Raw genomic sequence first — 14,947 nt, 5'->3', positions numbered from 1 at the left:
ACCGGGCGGAATCCCCCACTTTCCGCCCGGTTTTTTGCCCGGTTTTTTCAAAATAACATTGAATCTGCGATGGTTTTTATGCTATACTCATTCCAAAAGTTACAAAACCTGTCAGGTTCTTTTTACAGCCTACAGGTTTTAATACAAGGAATGGGATATACTTCATGCACAAATTTTTACACACAATTTCTTTGTTCCTCGCCTGTACCGGTCTTGTCCTTGGCGGATGCGGAAAATCATCCGAAACTGCGCAGCGCCAGACAGAAGCAAGATCAGATTCTTTAAAGATCCTTACGATCGGAACTGCCGACAGCGGCGGAACGATGTATCCGGTCGGAAAGGCGATCTCCCTCGTGATAGGAGATGCTGATTCTTCCATCAAGATCAATATCAGCGCCTCGACCGGCTCCTCCGGAAATGTCCACTCTCTCCAGGACGGCAGTATCGATCTCGGACTTGTGAGCGGCGACATTGCCTTCTCCGCGGTAAACGGGACCGGTGAATTCAAGGATCATGAATTCAAAGATCTGAAAGTCATTGCGGCTCTCTATCCGAGTCTCTCGAACTGGATGGCGCGGGATGACTCCGGGATCTTTTATGTTCACGACTTAAAAGGAAACCGTCTCGGTGTCGGTCCCCAGGATTCCACCACAGAGCTCGCGGCAAAGGTTTCCCTGGGCACTCTCGGAATCACCGACCAGAACTCCACCTTCGTCAACTGTGGTCTCGGATCAGGCGCTGACGAGGTTAAAAACAGGACGCTCGACGCGATCCATGGATTTACCGGGGTGCCGATCTCCGGGCTTGCGGAGCTGGCAGACATGGTTCCATGCCACCTTTTAAAATACACGGACTCTGAGCTCCGCTCCATCATCCGCTCGAACCCGTTCTACTATATGGATAAGATCCCGTCTGGAACTTATAAAGGCCAGGACGAAGATATCGCAACCTTCGGGATCAAGGCCCTCCTCTGCGTCCGCGCAGATCTGGATGAAGACCTCGTCTACGAGATCACCTCGATCCTCTATGAGAACCGTGACCGCTTAAAGGACCTTCACCCCGCCCTCTCCTACACCGCCCAGTCCGGGTTCATGTTCAACGATCTCCCGATCGAACTGCATGCCGGAGCAGAGCGTTTTTATAAGGAAAAGGGACTTTTGGAGGAACACAGCAGGTAGGCGGCAGGATTTCGAATGCATGGTTTCCACACATCACCAGATTTTTTCTGGTGGTGTGTTTTTTGTTACAGTGCGCAGGCATAGAGTGCCCGTGTACTGTAACGTGTTTTTCTTTTCGTACGCAGAAAAATCATCTTTACCCCTTGTCATATAGTTTTTAATACTATATAATAGATGGATGAAAGGAGTTTCACCATGAAAACGAATGAAGAACGACTGAATGAGCTGCTCGCTCACCTGGACAGCCTCGACCATATTCATGTAGACGAGATCCCGCAGATCGACCTTTACATGGATCAGGTGACGACCTTTATGGAGAAGCACCTCGGTGAGTTAAAGCGCTACCCGGAAGACAAGGTCCTGACAAAAACGATGATCAACAACTATGCGAAGAACAACCTGCTTCCATCCCCGGTAAAGAAAAAGTATACCCAGGAACATATCCTGCTCCTGGTATTTATCTATTATTTTAAAAATCTGCTGAGTTTTACGGATATCGAAACGGTTCTTTCCTATGTTACAGAGCACCATTTCGATACGGATGACGAATCTTCCCTTGCGGAGATCTACACGAAGGTCTTCTCGATGGAACACGGACAGATGGATCGGTTAAAGGAAGATGTGAAAGAGAAATTTGAGAAGGCGAAGGAGACGTTTCCTTCCGGCGCAGAGGGCAGCGCAGAGCCGGAAAATGCGGAATCGCTCCAGCTTTTCGGGTTTATCTGTGAGCTCGCCTTTGATGTGTTCTTAAAAAAGCAGATGATCGAGCGCCTGGCCGACGAACTCAGGGCTGAGAATCCGCCGAAAAAGAAAAAATAATGTAGCTGTTCAGTACCTTCACACCTACGGGAACCTCCCCCCGGAGCTTCCCTTCGGATGCATGGCAGATTACGGGCAAACTAATATACCAAAAGACCTTCGTCCGGAAGCAGATCCCCATTCCGCTCCTGTACGAAGGTCTTTTTCTTCATATCTTATTTTTCCGCATCGTCCTCATCATCGAGTTTTTCGAATCCGAGACGTTTAAATACCATATCATATCCGTCGCTTCCGTAGTTTAAGGAACGGTTTACACGGCTGATCGTCGCGGTGGAAGCACCTGTGCTCTCCGCGATATCGAGATACGTCCGTTTCTCTCTCAGCATTTTTGCAACTTCATAACGCTGGGATAAGGACAAAAGCTCATTCACTGTGCAGACATCCTCAAAAAACGCATAGCACTCTTCCGGTGTCTTTAATGTCAGGATTGCCTCAAAAAGATGGTCGACCGCATCTGTCTTGATTTTCTTGTTCATGATACCTGTTACCCCTTCTGCTTCATATTTGCAGCAGAGTCTGGATCTTTTTCTGCTGCATTTTTATGGATCGATCTGTTTCACGCACTAATCACAGTTTAACACGTTAGATTCAAAAAGTCCAGTCTTTCTGTATAAAAAAGCGGAAATAGTTATGGCTGCCATATCCCGATGGAATATCGGCAGCCAATTTTGCATTTCGATATCATGAACCTTTTTTTCATTTCTCACGCCAGCATAAATTTCTCGACAACCAGCCCCACCCCGTCATCGTTGTTCGATGCCGTGATATAGTCCGCCGCGTTCCGCACCGGAAGGACCGCATTCTCCATCGCGACGCCGAGACCGGCGTATTTGATCATCGTGAGATCGTTGTAACCGTCCCCGCAGGCGATCATCTGCTCTCTCGTGAGTCCCAGAACTTCCAACAGGCGCTCCAGACTCTGGGCTTTGTCGATCCCCTTCGGGAGGATCTCGAGAAAGAACGGATCTGAGCGGTAAACGCTGAAGTTCTTTCCCATCGCCGCCTTCACCTTCGGCTCCACCATTGCGAGGTAATCCCCGTCCTCCATCATGAGGAATTTCGGCACCTCGAAATTTACATACTCCGCCATATTCTCCGGCTTCCAGATCTCCATCCCGTTGATCCGGCTCTCCAGTTTTGTGTATGGGGATTCCGGGTTCGATGCGATGATCCTGCTGCCCTCGTATGTCACGATACCCACCTGATTTCCCTCCGCAAGTCCGATGATTTTTTTATTTGCGGACACCGGAAGGGATCTCGCAAACCCCGTCTCCCCGGTCTTGCAGTTGATGATCCGCCCGCCGTTGAAGGAAAGAATGTATCCGCTGTATTCCTCCAGGCGAAGCTCTTTTGCGAGCGGCATTACGCCCTGCGTGGGACGTCCCGACGCGAGGACCACCTTTTTTCCGCGCTCCTGCGCCTTCATGAGTGCCGCTTTCGTCCTCGGTGTGATCACCTTGTCCCGGTTCGTCAGCGTACCGTCAAGGTCCAGGACGATGATCTCGTAAGGACCTGCCATATTTTTTTCTGTCTGCATATCTTCTCCTGTATCAGCGGACTCTGAAACCGGATCCGTTTCCGGCTCTCCCGCAGTATTCATTTTTATTCGCTCAGACATCAGGAGAGATCGATCTCCCTGATCTTCTTTCTCACCGTCAGTAAGAACGACGGGGACACAGAGAGTTCGTCGATCCCCATCTTAAGGAATTCCTCCGTGAGATCTGTCTCCGCACCCAGCTCACCGCAGATTCCCACCGTACATCCATATTTGTGGCCGCTCTCCGCCACATAGCGGATCAGTTTCAGGACGGCCGGATGTTTCGGATCGTAAAACTGGTCCAGTTTTTCATTCTGCCTGTCGATGGCGAGTGTGTACTGGACAAGGTCGTTCGTTCCGATGCTGAAGAAATCCACCTCTTTCGCGAGGTCTTCGCTGATGATCGCTGCCGCCGGGGTCTCGATCATGATGCCGATCGCCACATCGCCGAACGGAACTCCCTGTTCCTTCAGCTCATCCCGGACGGAAGCGGCAATCTCCTTCGCCTTTTTTACCTCCCAGAGGGACGCGATCATCGGGAACATGATCGAGATCTTCCCGAAGGCACTCGCGCGGTAGATTGCCCGAAGCTGCGTCCGGAAGATCTCCGGTCTTGTCAGGCAAATTCGGATCGCGCGGTATCCCATCGCCGGGTTCTCTTCTTTCTTTAATTTAAAATAGTCCGCCTGCTTATCGGCGCCGATGTCAAGAGTCCGGATGATGACTTCCTTTCCCGCCATCATCTCCGCCACCTGGCGGTATGCGGCAAACTGTTCCTCCTCAGTCGGGTACGTCTTCTTCTCAAGGTACAGGAATTCACTCCGGAACAGACCGATCCCAGCCGCGTTGCTCTTTAATGCCTCCGCGACATCTGAGACGTCCCCGATGTTCGCATAGAGTTTTACCTTCGTCCCGTCCAGGGTGACATCCTCTTTATCCTTTAACTCCTGGAGCAGACGCTCTTTCTCTTCCTCCGCCAGCTTCTTTTTCTTCATATCCGCCAGCGTTTTCTCATCCGGATCCACATAGAGGGTTCCGGTCTCGCCGTCGATGACCGCCATCTTTCCGTCCCAGGGCTCTTTCACCGGCACGGAGACCAGCGCCGGAATGTTCATGCTGCGCGCGAGGATCGCCGTGTGGGAGTTCGGAGACCCCTGTTCGGTGATAAATCCGAGCAGCATGTCTTTTTCCAGCTGGACCGTCTCGCTCGGCGCGAGGTCCTCCGCCATCAGGATCACCGGTTTTGTCAGGAAACCGGATTCCACCGCATCGCCGGAGAGGATCTTTAGCAGCCGGTCTGTGATGTCCTTTACGTCCGCCGCCCGGGCACGGAAATATTCATCATCCATGTCCGCAAAGAGCCGGTAAAAGTTGTCACCGGTCACCGCGGCTGCGTACTCCGCGTTCGTCTTCTGATTTTTGATGATATTCAGAACGGAATCCCGGTAGTCTGCGTCCTCCAGCATCATCATGTGGACCTCAAACACTGCCGCTCCGGTCTCTCCGACCTGCTCACACGCCTTTTTGTGGAGTGCCTTGAGCTCGTCCTCGGCGCATTTCACTGCCGCTTCGTACCGGCTGATCTCCACTTCCGTATTTTCCACCGTGCGGCGCTTGACCTGGCTCTCCGTCTTTCTGTGGTAGAGGATCGGTCCGATCGCCACTTTATTTAAAATTGATTTTCCTTTAATGATTTCCATACTTTTTGTTTCTGCCTCACAGTTTTGCCTCAAAAAACTTCCGTACCGCTTCTGCCGCCGTCTTTTCATCCGTCCCGTCGATCTCAACGTTGATCGTCTGACCATGACGGATCCCGAGAGCCATCACTGCCATCAGTTTTTCCGCGTCTGCCTGTTTTGTGTCTGTCTTCAAGGTGATCTTTGAACGGAATTCTTTTGAAAGCTTCGCGAGTTCCCCCGCCGGTCTTGCGTGAATTCCGATCTCGTCTGTAATTGTATACTGAAACTTCTCCATAATCAACCCACTTCCTTTTTATTTTCGCATTCCGGATCAGCAAAATCCAACGTCAGCTTTCCGGTGCACTTCCATGAAAGGCTCACCTGCATGGATCTGCCCTTTTTTCAATACCCTGACTTCCATATTCTCCGCAAGGTCCGTGAAGAGGACCGGCGATGCCATGGACGGAACCCGGTCCCCGATCTTCCGGATATCCACCTTTAAAAGCGGCTCTCCCGCCCGCACATGATCCCCGTCGCTCACGAAAGCCTCAAATCCGTCTCCGGACAGGGACACCGTGTCAATCCCAACATGGATCAACATATCATGACCGGCATCCGTCCGGAATCCGACGGCATGCTTTGTGGGAAACACAAAGGTCACCTCTCCATCCGCCGGGGCCTGCACGATCCCGTCTGTAGGTACGATCGCCGCACCGTCCCCCATCATGGCTCCGGCAAACGCCTCGTCCGGGACCTCTTCAAGCGGAATGACGGTCCCGGTCATGGGACTTCTGATCACAGTTGACGCATTTTGTGCCTGTTCACGCGCTTCCATATATTCTTCCAGATCCGACTTGATGACAGACACCTGCGGACCATAGATGATCTGGACGCCGTTTCCTTTTTTGATGACGCCGGATGCCCCGGTCGCTTTTAAGATCGTCTCATCCACTTTCTTTTCATCTTTTACAGTACAGCGGAGCCGCGTCGCGCAGCAGTCCACATCAGTGAGGTTGTCCATGCCGCCGAGTCCCCGGAGGATTTTTCCCGAGCGCGACTCCCCGGATCTCTCCGGATTTTTTTCGTTATCATTCTGACTTTGGTACGGTTCTCCGGCTGTCTCTGCGGGATTCTTTGCTTCTTTTGCTCTATCTTTTTCGTTTTTCGCGTTTTTTGAAATAGTTTTGTTTCTTTTATCCTGTTTCCTATGCTCCACATCATCTCTCGTGTAAAGCTTCGCCGCGGTCCCGCTCTCCCGCCCCGGCGTCTTATAATCGAGTTTCCGGATTACGATCAGGAACACCGCATAATACACGAGGAAATAAAACACACCGATCACCACGATCCAGAGCCATCCGGTCTTTTCATTCCCCTGAAGGATCCCGAACAGAAACAGGTCGATCAGTCCGCCGGAGAATGTCATTCCGACGCCCACGCCGAGCATGTGCATCAGCATGTACGCCAGACCAGCAAACACACAGTGGATCCCATAGAGCAGAGGCGCTGTAAAGAGGAATGTAAACTCCAGCGGTTCCGTGATCCCTGTGAGCATGGAAGTCAGTGCGGCGGAGAGGAACAGCCCCGATACCTCCTTTTTCTTTTCCGGCAGCGCCGCCTGATACATGGCGAGAGCTGCGCCGGGGAGTCCGAAGATCATAAGCGGGAACTTTCCCGCCATGAACCTTGTCGCCTCCACGGAAAATCTCTCCGCTGCAGGATCCGCGAGTTCCGCGAAAAAGATGTTCTGGGCGCCTTCCACGACTTTCCCGCCGATCTCCATGGACCCGCCGACCGCTGTCTGCCAAAATGGGATGTAAAACACATGGTGCAGACCAAACGGGATCAGCGCCCGCTCCACAAAGCCGTAAAACCAGGTTCCCGGGTAACCGGAGCGGAGCACGAACCGGCCGACTTCGGAGATCGCCGTCTGGACCGGCGGCCAGACAAAGTACATGAGGATCCCCACGAGAACGTAAAACAGGGCGCACACGATCGGGACAAACCGCGTTCCGCCGAAAAACGAGAGCACCTGGGGAAGCTCGATCTTATAATACCGGTTGTGGAGCCATGCCGTCCCAAGCCCCACGAGGATCCCGCCGAACCCTCCCATCTGCAGGGACCGGATCCCCGCGACCATGGCGCCGGCGCCCTCTTTCAGGGAATCCGCTCCGCCGTTTACTTCGATCATCGCTCCGATCGCAGCATGCATGACGAGGAACGAGATGACCGCCGCTAACGCTGCAACTTCCTTCTCCTTCTTTGCCATCCCGATCGCAACACCCATGGCAAAGAGGATCGGGAGATTTGTGAACACGATGTCCCCGGCCCGGCTCATGACCATGAACAGTGCGTTCAAGAGGGTCCCCGGTCCCATGCCCCCCGTCACCCCGTATGCCTCGAGCATCGTGACATTGGAGAACGAACCGCCGATGCCGAGCAAAAGTCCCGCCGCCGGAAGCAGCGCGATCGGCAGCATGAACGATCTCCCGATCCTCTGAAGGACACCAAAGACCTGATCTTTCATGAATCTCACCCTTTCGTTTTCTGTTAGTTTTGCAGGCAGTGCCTTATTACTCTGATTATTATGGGGAGATTCTTAAGATTTTATCCATGACCTCTCTCTGAATTTTCCTCTTCTCCCGGTACATCCGGATCTTTCATCCCGTAGACTCTCGTCCACTCTTTAGTCCCTTCCACCTTCACAGTCTCGCTCTGATTCAGCCGCAGGAACTTCACGATCTCGTAGCAGTCAATCCAGATCTCGTTGTTTCCCTCTTTCTGGGATTCATCGAAGATGAGCTGGATCCCGAAGTGCAGGTGCGGAGTTGTGATGTTGTTGGTGTTCTCCGTGGTGCTGTATCCGGTCCTGCCCAGGTATCCGATCACATCGCCCGCCGTCACGATACTGCCCTCTTTGAGATTTGACTGGTATGGGTAATTCTGGCGCAGATGGGCGTAATAATAGTACCGTTTTTTATCGAAACTCCGGATCCCGATCCGCCATCCGCCGTACTGGTTCCAGCCAAGTGCCTCCACATATCCGGATTCCACCGCGATCACCGGCGTCCCCACCTGCCCCATCATGTCATGACCCAGGTGTTTTCTCTTGAATCCGTAGGATCGGGATGCACCGAAATCGTCGAAATCACTGTACGGGAAGTTTTTCGCGATCGGTGAGAATGCTTTCAGACCGTATTTTCTGAGCCAGACGGTCTTCGCATTTACATTTTCACCCGTTCCGCTCTGTGTGAGGTCTTCCGGCACCTCCGTCTCCTGCTCAAAATATCCGACCATCCCGTCGAGGACTGCACCGTATGCCTCCCGGTAATAGGCATAGTATTTCATGTCCTTCGTGAGCTCCTCCATCGTCATCCCGGACTTCAGTTTTTCCGTCACCGCGTCGAGATCTGCCTGCCGGAACCGCTCGAAATCCCCGCCGTATTTTGCTCCGAGATATGCAAGCAGTTCCACCCAGTTCAGATGGACATCCTCCTGGATACTCCCCATATCCAGGCGGAATGTTTTCTGCATGCCTCCCGCGGGGACGGTAAATCCCACCCAGTGGATATAGTCTTTCTTTCCCCCGCCGCTCTCCTCCATGATCGCATATGTATTCTCCGCCGCCGCTTTCCTGCTCTGGACACACAGGGAAGCCGTCAGGATCAAAAGGATCACAAGCTGCGCTCCGATCACAGCTCCCGATCCCGGATGCATCTTTTTCCCCATGGCAGACACTCCTTCCGTCACTTTTACGCGCACGCGCCTGATGCGCCTGCATACACATCAGTGTATGCGGACAGGCAGAAGAATATGCGCAGTGGACACGCTGACAACAATCACAGAAAAAGCTCTGGATGATATGGAAGAACTATACAAGTCACCACCACCCTTCAAAAGGGTGGTTTGCACTAGGGCTATAAGCCCACCGTTACTAGGCCAGCGTCTCAAGGCGCTGGCTTTCTCTTTCAGCTATGGGAATCCTGCTTACGCAGTCTTCCCACAGCTCCGTTCAAGCCATATTGCTCTTGACTCGTCGCTACCCCTTAAGGGGTGTTGATACTACTTAGCCTCAACCCTTGAAAGGGTCTTCATATTCTTTTACACTTAATTTATCCATTGCAATATCATGCTTTTCCTGATCTTGAATATATTTCTTGATTGTGGCTTCATTTAGTCCTACTGTACTAACATAATAACCTTCTGACCAGAAATGACGATTACCAAATTTATACTTTAAATTTGCGTGCTTGTCGAACATCATTAACGCACTCTTCCCTTTTAAATATCCCATGAATGAAGATACACTCATTTTCGGTGGAATACTTACTAGTATATGGACATGGTCCGACATCACATGACCTTCGATGATTTGTACGCCTTTATAACTGCATAATTGTTTTATAATGTCTCTAATGTCTTCTCTGTATTGATAATAGATTACTTTTCGTCTATACTTAGGTGTGAAGACGATATGATATTTGCACATCCATTTCGTATGTGCGAGTGAATTTTCTTTCTTCGCCATAAATTACCTTTCCTTTCTGCAATATAGCCTGAACAACTTTATTGTAAACGGAAAGGTAATTTTTTGTATAACAATCGACGCGCACCCGCATAGCGGGTGGTTTATTGTTTCGCCCATCTCCATTTTTCGGATCAGCGAAAAACTCCAATGGGCTCAACAGACTAAAGTCCATAATAAAAAAAGACGAAGCCACCCAGATCATCAAAAATCAGGTGTCTTCGTCTTTTTATCAGCGCTTATTTACAGCTCCCCGCGCCGGATCTTCAGAACTTCCTCCACCGCGAGCTTTACATATTCTCCCATCGAAACGTCCCTGCAGCCCACAACAAAATGCTGGCAGCGGTTCACCGGGATCAGAACCTTTTTTGCCGGGCTCTGGCCGATCGCAACGGCCGTCTTCGGGGTGATCTCCCCCATCAGGGAGTCCGCGATAACGATCCCCATCGGGCCCACGATGATGTCCGCCGTGCGGCTTGTGACGACCGCCGGGTTTTCTCCCGTCGCACCGGCATCCGCCCCCGCCTTTAACATCGCCGCCGTAGCGATGCTGTTCGTCCCGATTGCCAGGATCTCGTCCTCCGGGCAGCTTTTCTTCAACATTTCCACCAGGCCTTTTCCCATCTTTCCGCCCTGGCCGTCAATTACCATGATCGTCATGTATTTCTCCTTCTTTCACCTTCCTGCCATGTTTCAGCACTGCAGGCACAAAGATCTGCCGGAGCGTTCCCTCAGCTCTCCTTACTTTCAATCTTCAGCTGTCTCCAGCTCCTTCAGCCGCTCATACAAAAACGCGTTCACCGAAAGAGAAAGTCCCTCTTCCTCCGCGATCTTTAACATCGTCCCCGCAAACAGCTCCACCTCCGTCGGCCGTCCCGCGAGCACGTCCTGGCACATGGACGTATGTCCATCCGGATTCAGGGTTGCAAGAAGGTCCAGCCAGTAGGAAATATCCGCCTCCGAAAGATCCACATCCTGAGTGTCCGCCACGCGGAGAACCTCGCGCATGGCCTCGATCATCATGGTCCGCGCCTCTCCCTCTTTCTGGATCAGGCTGTACGGTGCGCCGTAGACTGCCGTCACCTGGTTGACGCCGGTGTTTAACATGAGTTTGTTCCACTGTTCCCTCAGGATATCGTCCGGAACCTGGTAGGAAAGTCCGGTCCGGTCAAACAGATCCGTCACCGCTTTTAACTTCTCATCGCGGCTCTTATCCTTATTTCCGATGGTGATGTAGCCCATATTTTTGTAAGTGACCGCGCTCCCATCCTTTCCAGCGTCCATTCCCTGAACGCAGGCATAGAGCACATGATCCGCCCCGTAGACTTCCTCGATCATCCCCTCGCTGGAGATCCCGTTGAGCACCGACAAGAACAGGGTATTCTCCCCGACAAACGGCTTCACGGTCCGGATCGCACTCTCCATTCCCATAAATTTGACGGCAAAGATGATGAGATCTGCCGTCACTGCCTCCGCCGGGGAGCGGTATGTAAATCCGCATTTCTCCCCGTTGCAGCTCATGCCCGTCTTGCGGTATCGTTCCACACGCGTTTCGTCCGCGATAAAAAATACATGCTCATTTCCGAGCTTCTTTGTCAGATGATTTCCGTACATGACGCCGAGCGCGCCCTGTCCGATGATCCCGATCGTCCTGATCTCCATTCCTTAAAACTTCCTTCCCCCGCCGCCGTGGCTGTTTCCACCGTAACTGTGGGTGGATGACCTGCCGCCGCCGGAAAAACTTCCTCCTCCGGTGCCCGGACGGTTATTTTTCTGTGATGCGATCACCTGCTGCGTAATATACGAAGTCAGCAGGGCATCCGCGAGAATATTTCCCATGGTAAACCGACTGTCACGCCGATAAGAGAGCTTAAAGTTCGCAGCCATCCGCTTATCTTCCCCGTGAAGACTGTAGCTTCTGAGCACAGAGACCACCGCCGCGCCGCCGCAGACTGCCGCAATGCCGATCGCAAACAGGATCTCATACCATTCCAGATGATGGTAACGGCTGATCTTTCCCGTCTCCGTGTCATAATTGTACTGATCTTTCGAGATCCCGTTCGCATAACACGTTTCCGTATCTGCAAGAAATGCTGAAGCCGCCCCGTAATAATCGGCATCCGACGCATACCCGTAAACATCATCCAGGACGTCCTCGATCCGGCTGTCCGTCATGTACCGGATCATCTGTCCGGTCGTGGAAATATAGAGCTCCCGGTTGTCCATGTCGATGAGGAACAGGATTCCCGAATGGTCAGAGCCTGTTCCAAAGCCGCCCTCCGTGTAAAATCCGTCCGCAAACACCTGCGCGGAGTCAGAATTTTCCTCCGTCGTGACGATGACCGCCTCCATCTTCATCTTCTCAGAAAGCGTCTGCGCCTGTCCGGAGAGCTGTTGTTCTTCTTCGTCCGTAAAAAGATCCGCCATATCGTAGACATCGGCATAGTTTTCCGTTCCCTCCGCCATGCGGTACGCGTCCTCGCCGGACGCTGCGAAGGCAGTTCCCGAGAGGAAGATCCCAAGGACGCCTGCTGCCAGAAAAACTTTCAGTGATCTTCCTGCCGCTCCCAGAATGCCCCTGTTTCTCCCGCTGTTCTTACCCGTCTTTTCAGTTATCCACTTCATTTTCATCACAGGAACCACCCTCCGATCATCAGGATCGCCGCAACCGGCACAAAGATCTCCAGGAACAGTTTCACAAGTTTTCCTTTTGCGACCGGAAGCTTTCCGCAGATCTTTCCTGTCTGCCCGTTCATCGCAAAGTAATAGAGTTCGTCTTTTCTGGCCTTATCCCTATATGTAAGGATCCACACCGGGAGCAGGGCATACTGCCACTTTGCGTCCCGGATATTTGTGTCACTCTGATCCACGCGGACTGCGGAGTACTGTCCCATCACGTCGTTTTTCAGCTGTTCCACCGTGTACTGCTTTACTTCCTGCTCCACCTCAGGCGTCAGAGCTTCTTTCTCCATATCCCGCTTTTCCGCCTGGAATCCCGAGAGGTATCCCATATCAAACAGTTTCAGCTTTTCCATATCAAAGGGCAGAACGCCTTCCACGAGTGCGCTGTTATTTTTCTTTAAGGCATTTCTCGTCACATTTCTGACATCGAGTTCCCCTGCGCGCTCCATCCGGTATTTTTTATGCTCCGTATACCGGATATTTCCTGCAACCCAGGTCCGCTGTTTTTCACCTTCCGCCTGGATCTTTCCGTCCACCTTGCAGCTGTACATCAGGTACGGGAAATACACGCCGGAGAACTTCTCGATCTGACTTTTTGAGAAAAAGTCATCCGGGATATATTTTTTCTTTTTGATCCAGTCAAGGAAGATCCCCGTCGCCTGTTTCTTATCCATCGCAAACGGGATCACATAGTCCGGCAGGAATTCCCCGGAAAGCTTTCCGGAGAGGACGACCGGGTTGTGGCAGTAATAGCAGAACGTCGCCGCTGTCGTGGCATCCGTCACGACCTCCGCACCGCAGCTCGGACAAATGTAGACGAGAGCGTCCTCTTTCTGATCTGTGCTGCCTGCACGGCCACTCTGTGCCATATCGGATATTTGATCTGCACCTGTTTCGGTGCCTGCTTTCGCATTAACCCCGCTTTCTGCCTGTGCCTCCGTTCCCACTGTCCCGGAGGTATCACCCCCATCCTGCACACCGCTGGTCTCTGTTGAACTCAGAGCCGCAGCTTTCATCTCTTCCTCCGTAAATTCCGACATGCAGAACTCACAGCAGAATTTCTGCTTTTTCGGATCAAAGACCACTGAGCCGCCGCAGTTGGGGCATTTATAACTTACAAGTGCCATCTCTTTTTCCCCCTGTATCTGGCATAACTCCCGGACTGTCATTCCGAAACAATCCGGGAGCTGATTCTTTTATGGTCTCGGTTTTCCGCAGTTCGCACAGAAGTTTCCTTTATTTTCCTGACCGCAGGAGCAGGTCCAGACAGCGTCCGGGCGCTTCTTTCCGCAGTTTGAACAGAAATTGCCCGTATTTACCTGTCCGCAGGAGCAGGTCCAGGAACCGCTCTCCTCCGGCTTCTTCTTTCCGCAGTTGGAGCAGAAGTTTCCGGTATTTCCCTCCTGACCGCAGGAACAGGTCCAGCCGGATAACGGCGCCATCTTTGCCGGTCCGCCGGATGTCTGCGGAGCCTGGGCAGCCATATCGGAAGCACCCTGCTGTCCCTGGGCAGCTGCCATGTCAAACAGTCCCTGGGCATTAAATCCGCCGTTCTGTGCAGCCATGTTCATTCCGGCGAACGCCATCATCGGGCCGGTCGAAGTATTTTTCGCCGCACTCTGCATCGCCTCCGCCTGTGCATTTACGAGCTGCGCTGCCGCCATTCCAGGGTTGCGGAATGTCGCATTTCTCTGCAGCTCCTTGATCATCTTCTCGTCTTCCTCGGAGGCTTTCACGGAGCTCACTCCGATCTTGCTCACCGTGATCCCGTAAACATCGTCCCAGCTGTCGGAGAGGATCTCACGGAGCGCATTTGCAAGCTCCACCGTATGTCCCGGAAGTGCGCTGTAGCGGACTCCCATCCCGGAAATCTTTGCGAATGCCGGCTGCAGGGCTGTCAGGAGCTCGCTGCGAAGCTGGGAATCAATCTTGTCTCTCGTATAATCTTCCTCAATGTTTCCGCAGATGTTCTTATAAAAGAGGATCGGATCCACCATCCGGTAGGAATATTCGCCGTGGCAGCGGATCGCAATATCCATGTCGAGACCGATGTTCTGGTCCACCACGCGGAACGGGACTGCATTCGCCGTGCCGTACTTGTTTCCGACGATCTCCTTTGTATTAAAGAAGTAGACTCTCTGGTCTCTCGCCGTGTCACCGCCCATCGTGAAACGCTTTCCGAACTGCTTAAAGCTGTCCCCGATGCTCTTTCCGAGATTTCCGTAGAAAATACTCGGCTCCGCGGAGGTATCGTACACAAACTCTCCGGCTTCCGCGCAGACCTCAACGATTGCTCCCTGATCCACGATCATCATGCACTGTCCCTCATTGACCGCGATGATGGATCCGTTGGAGATCAGGTTGTCACTGTTTTTTGTGTTATAGCTTCTATTTGACTTTCTGTTTTCCCCTTTTTTGACAAGGACATCCGGTTCCATCGCCGGACAGTAGAAATACTCGCGCCAGGAATCTTCCAGCACGCTCTTTAACGCGCCGACACCAACCTTTAAAATACCCATATCCCATGTTC

Annotated in this window: 14 protein-coding genes; 2 read left to right on the top strand and 12 right to left on the bottom strand. The window is 52.3% G+C overall.

The genetic code is table 11. The features are described 5' to 3' along the window. Positions 1-164 precede the first annotated feature (164 nt). A complete protein-coding gene (locus FN001_RS15125) occupies positions 165-1,178 on the top strand; it encodes a TAXI family TRAP transporter solute-binding subunit (RefSeq protein ID WP_142412392.1) in 1,014 nt (337 codons plus the stop codon). A gap of 195 nt (positions 1,179-1,373) precedes the next feature. Then, positions 1,374-1,997, top strand: a complete 624-nt coding sequence (locus FN001_RS15120) for a DUF1836 domain-containing protein (protein WP_118297060.1) — start codon at positions 1,374-1,376, stop codon at positions 1,995-1,997. 155 nt (positions 1,998-2,152) lie between these two features. Here the strand turns inward: FN001_RS15120 and FN001_RS15115 are convergent, their stop codons facing one another. The 12 genes from FN001_RS15115 to FN001_RS15060 form a co-directional block, all read right to left on the bottom strand. Beyond that, complete coding sequence (locus FN001_RS15115; RefSeq protein ID WP_118297061.1) at positions 2,153-2,473, bottom strand: YerC/YecD family TrpR-related protein; 321 nt, start codon at positions 2,471-2,473, stop codon at positions 2,153-2,155. A gap of 227 nt (positions 2,474-2,700) precedes the next feature. After that, entirely contained in the window at positions 2,701-3,534 is an 834-nt protein-coding gene (locus FN001_RS15110; protein WP_142412391.1) for a Cof-type HAD-IIB family hydrolase, read from the bottom strand. An 80-nt stretch (positions 3,535-3,614) separates the two neighbouring features. Then, the gene (gene ptsP / locus FN001_RS15105) at positions 3,615-5,234 is read right to left on the bottom strand and encodes a phosphoenolpyruvate--protein phosphotransferase (RefSeq protein WP_142412390.1); all 1,620 of its coding nucleotides are present in this window, start codon (positions 5,232-5,234) and stop codon (positions 3,615-3,617) included. Between the two features lie 16 nt (positions 5,235-5,250). Further along, entirely contained in the window at positions 5,251-5,508 is a 258-nt protein-coding gene (locus tag FN001_RS15100) for an HPr family phosphocarrier protein (protein ID WP_118532855.1), read from the bottom strand. Positions 5,509-5,544: 36 nt separating this feature from the next. Beyond that, positions 5,545-7,737: a PTS sugar transporter subunit IIABC gene (locus FN001_RS15095; protein ID WP_142412389.1), complete on the bottom strand. Its 2,193-nt coding sequence runs from the start codon at positions 7,735-7,737 to the stop codon at positions 5,545-5,547. 80 nt (positions 7,738-7,817) lie between these two features. Continuing rightward, on the bottom strand, positions 7,818-8,939 hold the full coding sequence (locus tag FN001_RS15090; RefSeq protein WP_142412388.1) for a M23 family metallopeptidase: 1,122 nt from the start codon (positions 8,937-8,939) through the stop codon (positions 7,818-7,820). A gap of 343 nt (positions 8,940-9,282) precedes the next feature. Next, entirely contained in the window at positions 9,283-9,738 is a 456-nt protein-coding gene (gene tnpA, locus FN001_RS15085) for an IS200/IS605 family transposase (RefSeq protein ID WP_142410635.1), read from the bottom strand. A gap of 240 nt (positions 9,739-9,978) precedes the next feature. Continuing rightward, entirely contained in the window at positions 9,979-10,395 is a 417-nt protein-coding gene (locus FN001_RS15080) for a DUF3842 family protein (protein WP_142412387.1), read from the bottom strand. Positions 10,396-10,482: 87 nt separating this feature from the next. Continuing rightward, positions 10,483-11,397, bottom strand: a complete 915-nt coding sequence (locus FN001_RS15075; RefSeq protein WP_142412386.1) for a ketopantoate reductase family protein — start codon at positions 11,395-11,397, stop codon at positions 10,483-10,485. 3 nt (positions 11,398-11,400) lie between these two features. Next, positions 11,401-12,366, bottom strand: coding sequence for a TPM domain-containing protein (locus FN001_RS15070; RefSeq protein WP_243122052.1), 966 nt, complete (start codon positions 12,364-12,366; stop codon positions 11,401-11,403). Next, on the bottom strand, positions 12,366-13,544 hold the full coding sequence (locus tag FN001_RS15065) for a TFIIB-type zinc ribbon-containing protein (RefSeq protein ID WP_142412384.1): 1,179 nt from the start codon (positions 13,542-13,544) through the stop codon (positions 12,366-12,368). The genes FN001_RS15070 and FN001_RS15065 overlap by 1 nt, the downstream gene beginning before the upstream one ends. A 69-nt stretch (positions 13,545-13,613) precedes the next feature. Beyond that, the gene (locus FN001_RS15060) at positions 13,614-14,936 is read right to left on the bottom strand and encodes an SPFH domain-containing protein (RefSeq protein WP_142412383.1); all 1,323 of its coding nucleotides are present in this window, start codon (positions 14,934-14,936) and stop codon (positions 13,614-13,616) included. Positions 14,937-14,947: the final 11 nt, after the last annotated feature.

The organism is Clostridium sp. Marseille-P7770 (assembly GCF_902143525.1).
Lineage (GTDB): Bacteria > Bacillota > Clostridia > Lachnospirales > Lachnospiraceae > Pilosibacter.
Note: the sequence above shows the minus strand (reverse complement) of the source record. Positions and strands in the feature narration are given on the sequence as shown.

Bases quoted from the DNA above. Each gene is read 5' to 3' on its own strand.
- FN001_RS15110 (WP_142412391.1), bottom strand. From the start codon at position 3,534: ATGCAGACAGAAAAAAATATGGCAGGTCCTTACGAGATCATCGTCCTG.
- ptsP (WP_142412390.1), bottom strand. From the start codon at position 5,234: ATGGAAATCATTAAAGGAAAATCAATTTTAAATAAAGTGGCGATCGGA.
- FN001_RS15070 (WP_243122052.1), bottom strand. From the start codon at position 12,366: ATGAAAATGAAGTGGATAACTGAAAAGACGGGTAAGAACAGCGGGAGA.
- FN001_RS15100 (WP_118532855.1), bottom strand. From the start codon at position 5,508: ATGGAGAAGTTTCAGTATACAATTACAGACGAGATCGGAATTCACGCA.
- FN001_RS15065 (WP_142412384.1), bottom strand. From the start codon at position 13,544: ATGGCACTTGTAAGTTATAAATGCCCCAACTGCGGCGGCTCAGTGGTC.
- FN001_RS15120 (WP_118297060.1), top strand. From the start codon at position 1,374: ATGAAAACGAATGAAGAACGACTGAATGAGCTGCTCGCTCACCTGGAC.
- FN001_RS15115 (WP_118297061.1), bottom strand. From the start codon at position 2,473: ATGAACAAGAAAATCAAGACAGATGCGGTCGACCATCTTTTTGAGGCA.
- FN001_RS15090 (WP_142412388.1), bottom strand. From the start codon at position 8,939: ATGGGGAAAAAGATGCATCCGGGATCGGGAGCTGTGATCGGAGCGCAG.
- FN001_RS15095 (WP_142412389.1), bottom strand. From the start codon at position 7,737: ATGAAAGATCAGGTCTTTGGTGTCCTTCAGAGGATCGGGAGATCGTTC.
- FN001_RS15060 (WP_142412383.1), bottom strand. From the start codon at position 14,936: ATGGGTATTTTAAAGGTTGGTGTCGGCGCGTTAAAGAGCGTGCTGGAA.
- FN001_RS15125 (WP_142412392.1), top strand. From the start codon at position 165: ATGCACAAATTTTTACACACAATTTCTTTGTTCCTCGCCTGTACCGGT.
- FN001_RS15080 (WP_142412387.1), bottom strand. From the start codon at position 10,395: ATGACGATCATGGTAATTGACGGCCAGGGCGGAAAGATGGGAAAAGGC.
- FN001_RS15075 (WP_142412386.1), bottom strand. From the start codon at position 11,397: ATGGAGATCAGGACGATCGGGATCATCGGACAGGGCGCGCTCGGCGTC.
- tnpA (WP_142410635.1), bottom strand. From the start codon at position 9,738: ATGGCGAAGAAAGAAAATTCACTCGCACATACGAAATGGATGTGCAAA.